This window comes from Frisingicoccus sp., assembly GCA_016298055.1.
Classification (GTDB): Bacteria; Bacillota; Clostridia; order Lachnospirales; family Lachnospiraceae; genus Frisingicoccus.
The window spans coordinates 1-8,160 of record JAEDDO010000082.1 but is presented as its reverse complement, the minus strand read 5'-3'; the positions used below and the strand labels follow the sequence as shown (position 1 = coordinate 8,160).

8 protein-coding genes are annotated in these 8,160 nt (G+C 42.3%); 2 read left to right on the top strand and 6 right to left on the bottom strand.

Features of this window, described 5'->3' with window-relative positions; all coding sequences use genetic code 11:
- The 5 genes from rlmD to QZZ35_RS07520 all read right to left on the bottom strand — a co-directional run.
- The coding region (rlmD, locus tag QZZ35_RS07540; RefSeq protein ID WP_291236847.1) for a 23S rRNA (uracil(1939)-C(5))-methyltransferase RlmD at window positions 1-1,314 on the bottom strand (1,314 nt) is incomplete at its 3' end.
- Window positions 1,315-1,398: 84 nt separating this feature from the next.
- Window positions 1,399-1,719, bottom strand: a complete 321-nt coding sequence (locus QZZ35_RS07535; protein WP_291236846.1) for a DUF4366 domain-containing protein — start codon at window positions 1,717-1,719, stop codon at window positions 1,399-1,401.
- Window positions 1,720-1,799: 80 nt separating this feature from the next.
- The gene (gene pcrA, locus QZZ35_RS07530) at window positions 1,800-4,010 is read right to left on the bottom strand and encodes a DNA helicase PcrA (RefSeq protein ID WP_291236845.1); all 2,211 of its coding nucleotides are present in this window, start codon (window positions 4,008-4,010) and stop codon (window positions 1,800-1,802) included.
- A gap of 19 nt (window positions 4,011-4,029) precedes the next feature.
- Window positions 4,030-4,713 (bottom strand): DNA/RNA nuclease SfsA, encoded by a 684-nt coding sequence (gene sfsA, locus QZZ35_RS07525; protein WP_291236844.1) that lies wholly within the window; start codon window positions 4,711-4,713, stop codon window positions 4,030-4,032.
- 4 nt (window positions 4,714-4,717) lie between these two features.
- Window positions 4,718-5,470 carry a SurA N-terminal domain-containing protein gene (locus QZZ35_RS07520; protein ID WP_291236843.1) on the bottom strand — a complete coding sequence of 251 codons (753 nt, stop codon included), beginning with the start codon at window positions 5,468-5,470 and terminating at the stop codon, window positions 4,718-4,720.
- A 162-nt stretch (window positions 5,471-5,632) separates the two neighbouring features.
- Between QZZ35_RS07520 and QZZ35_RS07515 the strand changes: the two genes are divergently transcribed.
- Together QZZ35_RS07515 and QZZ35_RS07510 are read left to right on the top strand one after the other, a co-directional pair.
- A complete protein-coding gene (locus tag QZZ35_RS07515; RefSeq protein WP_291236842.1) occupies window positions 5,633-6,394 on the top strand; it encodes an ABC transporter ATP-binding protein in 762 nt (253 codons plus the stop codon).
- Window positions 6,387-7,205: an ABC transporter permease gene (locus QZZ35_RS07510; protein ID WP_291236841.1), complete on the top strand. Its 819-nt coding sequence runs from the start codon at window positions 6,387-6,389 to the stop codon at window positions 7,203-7,205. The genes QZZ35_RS07515 and QZZ35_RS07510 overlap by 8 nt, the downstream gene beginning before the upstream one ends.
- Before the next feature lie 83 nt (window positions 7,206-7,288).
- Here QZZ35_RS07510 and QZZ35_RS07505 read toward each other — a convergent pair.
- On the bottom strand, window positions 7,289-8,160 hold an 872-nt coding region (locus tag QZZ35_RS07505; protein ID WP_291236840.1), incomplete at its 5' end, for a dicarboxylate/amino acid:cation symporter.

Sequence of the window (8,160 nt, the reverse complement as noted above, 5' to 3'; positions counted from 1 at the left end):
TATTTCCAGGTCTCGTGCCAGACTGGACGGTTTACAGGAAATATAGACCATCTTTGGCACACCATAACGAATGATCTTTTCCAATGCCTTCGGGTGGATACCGTCTCTCGGCGGATCAAGCACGATGAAATCCGGTTTTTCTTCCACATCATCAATAACTTTCAGCACATCTCCAGCGATAAATTCGCAGTTATCTAACTGATTCAAAACAGCATTCTCCTTTGCCGCCTCCACAGCTTCCTCGACGATCTCAACGCCGATCACTTTTTTTGACACATCGGCAAGAATCTGAGCAATGGTACCTGTCCCGCTGTACAGATCAAAGACAGTCATATCTTTTGTATTTCCGATATATTCTCTTGCCGCCGAATAGAGAACCTCAGCCCCGAGAGAATTTGTCTGGAAAAATGAAAATGGTGTGATTTTAAATTTTAACCCAAGAATTGTCTCGTAAAAATAATCATGTCCATATAAAATTCGACTCGCATCACTCTGAACAACATCTGCCAGTGAGTCGTTAATAATATGGAGAATACCTCTGATTTCCCCTTCCAGTTCAAGTTGGAGCAGCCGGTCTGCCATCGGTGTAAAGTCATGTTCTGTCTGACCGGATGTCACAATGTTTACGAGAATCTCTCCGGTTGTCTGAGCCCGACGCACAAGAAGGTGTCTTAAATAGCCTTCATGGCTCATTTTGTGATAATATGACAGCTTCTGTTCATGACAGTAGTCCAAAACACAAGAAAGGATTTTCGTGAAATCCTCATGAACGATCTTACAGTCGGAACATGTCAGTACATCGTAAGTACTTCCTTTTTTATGAAGTCCAAGGGTTAACGGACCATCCTTTACCGCATCTCCAAAGGAAAATTCCATTTTATTGCGATAAGCAAATTCCATAGGGCTTCCCTGAATACCTTCAAAAAGATAATCTGCCTGTCCCGGATTACCTGCCACAACCTGTCCGCTGTTAATCAATGCGCCATCGATCAGTGCCTTTACCTGATCCGCCTTCATCGCCAGCTGACTTTCATAGGACATGGTCTGGTACATGCAGCCGCCGCAGGCAGGAAATTGTGTGCACACCGGCTCTCTTGTCTCTTTATCAGACTTTTCAAGAACCTCCAGAAGACGGCCTTCACAACGATTTTTTCTTTTTTTATTTATCTGAAAACGAACCTTCTGTCCCGGCATGCCGTTTTTCACAATGACACGGGTCGGCTCAGCCTCTGTTTCTTCCTGAACAAAAACAATTCCTTTATTTGGAAATTCAATCGATTCGATATATCCTTCGTAAATTTGTCCTTTTTTCATAATACCTCCATTATTTCCATTTTTATCATTCAAAAAGGGATGCTGAATCTTGATTCAACATCCCCATAGTTACGGTATCAATAATTATTCTTCTGAATCATCTTCCTCAGTTGTTTCATCGACGAAATCTTCAGATTCATCTTCGAAATCATCAAAGTCATCTTCAAAATCATCATCAAAATCGTCAAAGTCATCAAAATCATCCATGCTGTCTTTTGAAAGATATTTATAAACAGCAAATGCAACAACTGCAAGAAGCACAACGCCAAGAACGATCATTCCTGCCATGCAGATCTTCTTCTTTTTATCTTCTTCATCTTTTTTATTCAGAATTTCGCCGACCTTAATCATGCTCTTCAATTCATCAAGTTTAACTGAGTTCATCATATCCTCAAATCTACTCATTCTGCTCCACCCTTTCGCAACATTATTTGAATATAGTATACCACTGTTACATGAAAAATACCATTACAATTTTGTAAAATTTAATCCGTCAGCTTTAACTTTGCAAAACTTGCAAACATCTTTTTAACACCGGATTTGTCAAAATCAACTGTAACTTCATAGTCCTTTCCGCCATCGGAAATGTTGATGACTGTGCCCACGCCGAACTTAATATGACGCACTCTGTCCCCGACAGTATAATCGAGGGCTGTAGCCTTCTGGACCTGAAATACCTTCCCGTAAGATGTCATTGTTTTCGGCTGTCTTATAACAGACTCCGACGGTCTTTGTATTCTCTGATCCTTTCTTTCCTTCTCAGGCATCCGACCTTTATAGAAGAGATCCGGTGTGATTTCCCTGACAAATCGGGACGGTTTATTAAACTGGGTTGAACCGCGAACCATACGCGTCTTCGCAAAGGTCATTGTCAATTTCTTTTTCGCACGCGTAATACCTACATAGCACAGTCTGCGCTCTTCTTCAATCTCATCCGGTTCATCACTGACAATCGTCATATAACTCGGGAAAAGACCGTCTTCCATGCCGCACATATAAACATAAGGAAATTCCAGACCTTTGGCGCTGTGCAGTGTCATGAGCATAACATAGTCTTCATTTTCGTCAAGACTGTCAATATCGGAAACTAAAGCCACATTTTCAAGGAATCCGCTTAATGTCGGTTCTTCCTCCGTTTCCTCATAGTCCACAATTTTATTCATCAGCTCATCGATATTTTCGATTCGAGCCTCAGCCTGCTCCTCAAATTCTTCTTCAAGTGCCTTAATATAACCGGTCTCCTCGAGAATGTTTGTAAAGAGTTCGGCCAGTGTAATATACTCACTCTGTGCTCTGAAAACTTCGATCATATTGACAAAACCTTTAATTTTGTCCGCCGTTCGTCCAAGTTTCGGAATGTCATCACAGCACTCCAGTGCATCAAAAAGACTCATATCCCGGGCTTCACCGTATTCCATTACTTTATTGATCGATGCCGCCCCAATTCCCCGCTTCGGCACATTGATAATACGCTGCACGGCCAGATCATCCCTGCCATTATCAATCGTTTTCAAATAGGCAAGAATATCTTTAATCTCTTTACGCTGATAGAAGTTTACACCGCCGACAATCTTATAAGGAATGTTTTTTTCTACAAATTTTTCTTCCAGAACACGGGACTGGGCATTTGTCCGATAGAGAATCGCATAGTCATTGTAATGAGACTTCCCTGAAGATACTTCCCGTCCAATTTCATTGACTACCTGAAAAGCTTCATCGTACTCATTCTGATACTGGTTGAAGACGATCTTTTCACCGGTTTCATTGGCTGTCCAGAGGGTTTTCTCTTTACGCCCCTTATTATGACAAATAACCGAATTGGCCGCATTTAAAATATTCTTTGTGGAACGATAATTCTGCTCCAGCTTAATAACTTTTGCATCAGGAAATTCTTTTTCGAAATTTAAAATATTATAAATATTCGCCCCACGGAATTTATAAATCGACTGATCATCATCACCTACAACACACAGATTGCGATATTTTCCTGCCAGAAGGCTGACCAGTCGGAACTGGACCGTATTGGTATCCTGATATTCATCCACCATAATATATTTAAACCGTTCCTGATAATAATTCCGTACATCCTCATTTGCCCGCAGCAGCTCGACGGTCTTTACAAGGAGATCATCAAAATCCATGGCATTATTTTTATATAATACCTTTTCATATTCTGCGTACACATCTCCAATGCGCTTTTTACTGTAATCTCCCGCCGCATTTAAAATGTAGGCCTTTGCATCGATCATTTCATTTTTTGCCGAAGAGATTGCCGAAAGCAATGTGCGCTCTTTATGTATCTTCGTGTCAATGTTCAATCGTTTGCATATATCTTTGATCACATGTTTCTGGTCATCCGTATCATAAATAACAAAATTTCTGTCATATCCCAAATAATCCGCAAAACGACGCAGAATTCTCACACATGCAGAATGGAAAGTGCTGACCCATATCTGCTCTGACCCGAAGCCGACAATCTGATCCACTCTCTCCCGCATCTCACCGGCCGCTTTATTTGTAAATGTAATGGCCAGAATATTCCACGGATTCACTCCCTGCTCATCAATTAAATAAGCGATCCTGTGCGTCAGCACACGTGTCTTTCCGGATCCTGCTCCCGCAAGAATGAGAAGCGGTCCCTGGGTGCTGTAGACAGCTTCCTGCTGCATTGGATTTAACATTTCATATATATTCATCTTTTCTCATACCTCGAATTTACTCAACCACGACAGGAACCGGCTGGTCCCCCTCAATAGAATCTTCTGTAACTTTACAGTCAAAAGCCAGAATCTCCACCCCCGCATCCTTCGCCTCTTTCAATACCCTGGCAAATTCAGGATGGTTTTCTTTATTTGGCTCAAAATAGGAAATCCCCTTCATCTGGATGACAAACACAATGCTGGCCAGAAATCCCTGTTTTTTTGCTTCTATCAGTTCCCGGATGTGCTTGATCCCTCTCTCTGTCGGTGCATCAGGAAATCGGGCCGCACCCCCTGCTTCCAAAGTAACGCCTTTTACCTCAATAAAATGCTTCTGTTCCCCATGTTCCACATAGAGATCGAATCTTGAATTTCCAAAAGTCTTTTCTCTGCGGATATAGGTTACATCAGAAAAGAGACGGCCCGAGCGGACCATCTCCTCAACAATTTGATTCGGTGCTGCAGAGTCAACATTGACCCACTGTTCCTTCTTGCGGACACACACAAGGGAAAATCGGGTTTTCCGCTCCGGATTGGAAGCCGGTTCTAAAAGCACCGGTACATTCTCCACAAACAATTCTTTCAGTCGGCCTGTATTGCGCACGTGAACTGCTTCACATTGCCCGTTCACCATGACTTCCGCAATAAATCGATTACGGCGACGGACAAATCTGCCCTCCGTCATAGACTGATATTTCATAACGTCAACCAACGGAACCGATCACAATATTATTCCAGATCGGATCGTCTGTAACCGTGTATTCACCTTTCCATCCTTCATACATTTCTTCAAAAGCTCTTGCTAAAGCTTCATCGGATGTATCCTCTGCCGTCTCGGCCAGCTTGTCCAGAGCAGCATTATAAACTTTTGTGGACAGAGCCTGCTTTTCTTTCATGATGCGGACGCCCTCTTCTGTCAGAGCAAAATCCTGACAAATAGCCGCACCCAGATCATTAATATATGTTTTTGCCTCATCCGCACACTGCTGTTTTTCTTCGTCCGTCAAAGACACTCCGTAGTCTCCTGCTTTGCTGTTGATGATCTCTGTACGCACAAGCCCTTCATGAAGCTGTACTTTCGCATATTCATGAAGTTTCGTTCCATCCTCCATATCCCGGTTCCATGGTGACTCACCATACTGAGATGTATAGAAATCTCTGAGCTGATAGAGATATACGTTCACTTCTCTCATCGTAACTGTCTGATCGTTAACTTTTATGACTGCAATATCCATCTCCTCCGTCGGCACCGGATCATCCGGTGTTGAAGGATCAAAGCTCTCTTCCTTTGTCTCTGTCTGTGCCTGTGTCTCTATAATCTGAGACGTTTCTTTTGTTTCTGTTCCTGTTTTTTTATTGAGCATCGTCATTACTGATATAGCAGCAATGACACCGATAATGATACCGCCAATAAGAAGTATCACCATCAATCCTGTTTTATTTTTCTTTTTAGCCATATTTTTCTCCTTTCTCATGTTTTGCAGATATCAAATCCCACATACACATTCTTACATAAAATGTATTCAGTTTTACACCTGATATCGTAACATTATAACACACTTTTTAAATTTCGCATACTATGAATATATAAGCCTTTGGCTTTTATGAAGGAGGATACCATGAAACCTTTGCTGGATGTCCAAAATGTCAGTTACACTTATCATACAGTTTCAGGAGAAACTAAGGCATTGGATCGTCTTTCCTTCCAGGTTCATTTTAATGAATTTCTAGGTATTGTTGGACCAAGCGGCTGCGGTAAATCTACAATTCTTTCTTTGATCTTCGGATTAATTTCACCGGAAGCCGGCACCATAACCATTCACGATGCTCTTTGCAATCATCATGCCATGCCTATCGGTTATATGCTTCAGAAAGATCATCTTCTGGAATGGCGGACAATTTATGAAAATGTACTTCTTGGTCTGGAAATAAATCATCAATTGACACCTGCACGGATAAAGGCCGTCCACCAAATGCTCAATGATTATGGTCTGGAACATTTTAAAAGTGCCCATCCATCCCAGCTTTCCGGAGGAATGCGCCAGCGCGCGGCTCTCATCCGCACCCTCGCCTTAAATCCCGGACTTTTACTGCTGGATGAGCCATTTTCTGCCTTAGATTATCAAACACGCCTGAATGTTTCTGAGGATATCTACACGATTCTCAGAAAAAAACACAAAAGTGCCATCCTGGTTACCCATGATATTGCCGAAGCGATCAGCTTCTGTGATCGGATCCTTGTCATGACCCATCGGCCGGGCACTGTAAAAGAAGTCGTTTCCATTGAATTGTCTCTCAAAGAAAAAACACCTTTAAAAGCCCGGTCTGCCAAAGAATTTCAGGATTATTTTAATCGATTGTGGGGTGATCTCAATGACTGAACCCACCATTTCCAGCCAAAAAGCTTACCTTGATCAACTCAAACGCCGAAAAAAGCAGATTTTGTTTTCTCAAATCTTTATCTGTTTTTTATTTATTTTTCTCTGGGAACTCGGGACACGCGTGGGATGGCTCAATGATTTTATTTTCAGCAGTCCGTCCCGGATCCTTTTCACTTTCGTACACATGGCTTCCGACGGCACCATTTTTTATCATATCGGCATTACTCTGTTCGAAACCTTTTTAAGCTTTTTTATTGTTCTTGCCGCCGGTATTTTTCTGTCAATCCTTCTCTGGTGGAACAGAACCGTCGCCGCCGTACTGGAACCTTACCTGATCACCTTAAACAGCCTGCCAAAAACTGCGTTAGCTCCCATTTTCATTGTGTGGCTTGGCAACAACATGAAAACCATCATTGTCTGCGCTGTATCTCTTGCGATTTTCAGTACAGTCATTAACCTGACCACCAGTTTTATCCAGACAGACCCGGATAAACTGCTCCTGATACGGACTCTTGGCGGCAATCGTAAGGATATGCTGAAAAAAGTTATTATCCCCGGCAGTATTCCGAATATCATCAGCAACATGAAGGTCAATATCGGCCTGTGCCTTGTCGGCGTGATCATCGGCGAATTTCTTTCCGCCAATGCCGGCCTCGGCTATCTCATCGTCTACGGAAGCCAGGTCTTCAAACTGGATTGGGTACTCATGTCCATCGTCATCCTGTGCGTAATTGCCACCGCCCTATACGGCTTTCTCGGACTCATCGAGAAACTGATATCCAGGGAACAGGCTAGACACCCATCAGATTAACAAGATAATATCACAATAAGCAAAAGCGTGACGCATGTCACGCTTTTGCGGGAATTGTCTAGTGGACAGGTTCGTGGCCACCCCTATCTGCGCAGCACCGTCGCATCAACCATGTCCAAAGATGAAGCTGCCATAAGAAGTTCACTCTGAACACAAAAGATATCACAGGCTGTCACCACATAATCTATGATCATATCCAACCCAATGGCAAGTGCTATTCCCTGCATCGGGATACCCAACTGGGTAAACAATATCGTAAAACATGATAAGGCTCCTCCCGCAATCGGAGGAACAGCAATGGAAAGGATTCCTGAAACAAATACGGCAATGACAAGCCACGCCGGAGTAATATCTACTGAATAACTGGATCCGATACACATAGCCGCCACAAGAAATTCCACAGCCCCCAACGGCATATAAATAACCTGTCCTAAAGGTATGCCAAAATTGACGATCTGGCCATCAATACCCAATTCATTTCGACATATATCCACATTTTTACTAAAGGCTGCCGTTGACGATGCGGTTGACAGGGCGATCAGGAAACTCGGCATTACTTTTTTAAAGAAACCGAATAGAGATATTTTATATTTTCTTGATATCAAAATACCATATAAAAGCATTCCGACGATTCCGATGCCAATACAAATGAGAATCTGCTTTCCCATAAGCCCGATATTTTTAATCATTCCGGACAAAAATAAATTTAGTATAGAAATACCAACCAATAAGGGCATTAATTTGCTGATTCCAACCATGATAAACTGGATGACCACATGAAGTTCATTTAGAACATTTTTCAATGAAGGAACAGATTTTTCCAAAATAAGCACTGTTACCCCAAATATACATGCCATAAATATAATCTGAAGCGCATTTCCCGTCTGAAAAGGAGATACAATGTCCGGCGGAATTGTATCAAGAATCATCTGATAAATTCTGGAAAAAACACTCA

What these genes read in the sequence shown, in the direction of transcription:
- QZZ35_RS07535 (WP_291236846.1), bottom strand. Translation starts at nt 1,719, where the DNA reads ATGAGTAGATTTGAGGATATGATGAACTCAGTTAAACTTGATGAATTG.
- pcrA (WP_291236845.1), bottom strand. Translation starts at nt 4,010, where the DNA reads ATGAATATATATGAAATGTTAAATCCAATGCAGCAGGAAGCTGTCTAC.
- sfsA (WP_291236844.1), bottom strand. Translation starts at nt 4,713, where the DNA reads ATGAAATATCAGTCTATGACGGAGGGCAGATTTGTCCGTCGCCGTAAT.
- QZZ35_RS07520 (WP_291236843.1), bottom strand. Translation starts at nt 5,470, where the DNA reads ATGGCTAAAAAGAAAAATAAAACAGGATTGATGGTGATACTTCTTATT.
- QZZ35_RS07515 (WP_291236842.1), top strand. Translation starts at nt 5,633, where the DNA reads ATGAAACCTTTGCTGGATGTCCAAAATGTCAGTTACACTTATCATACA.
- QZZ35_RS07510 (WP_291236841.1), top strand. Translation starts at nt 6,387, where the DNA reads ATGACTGAACCCACCATTTCCAGCCAAAAAGCTTACCTTGATCAACTC.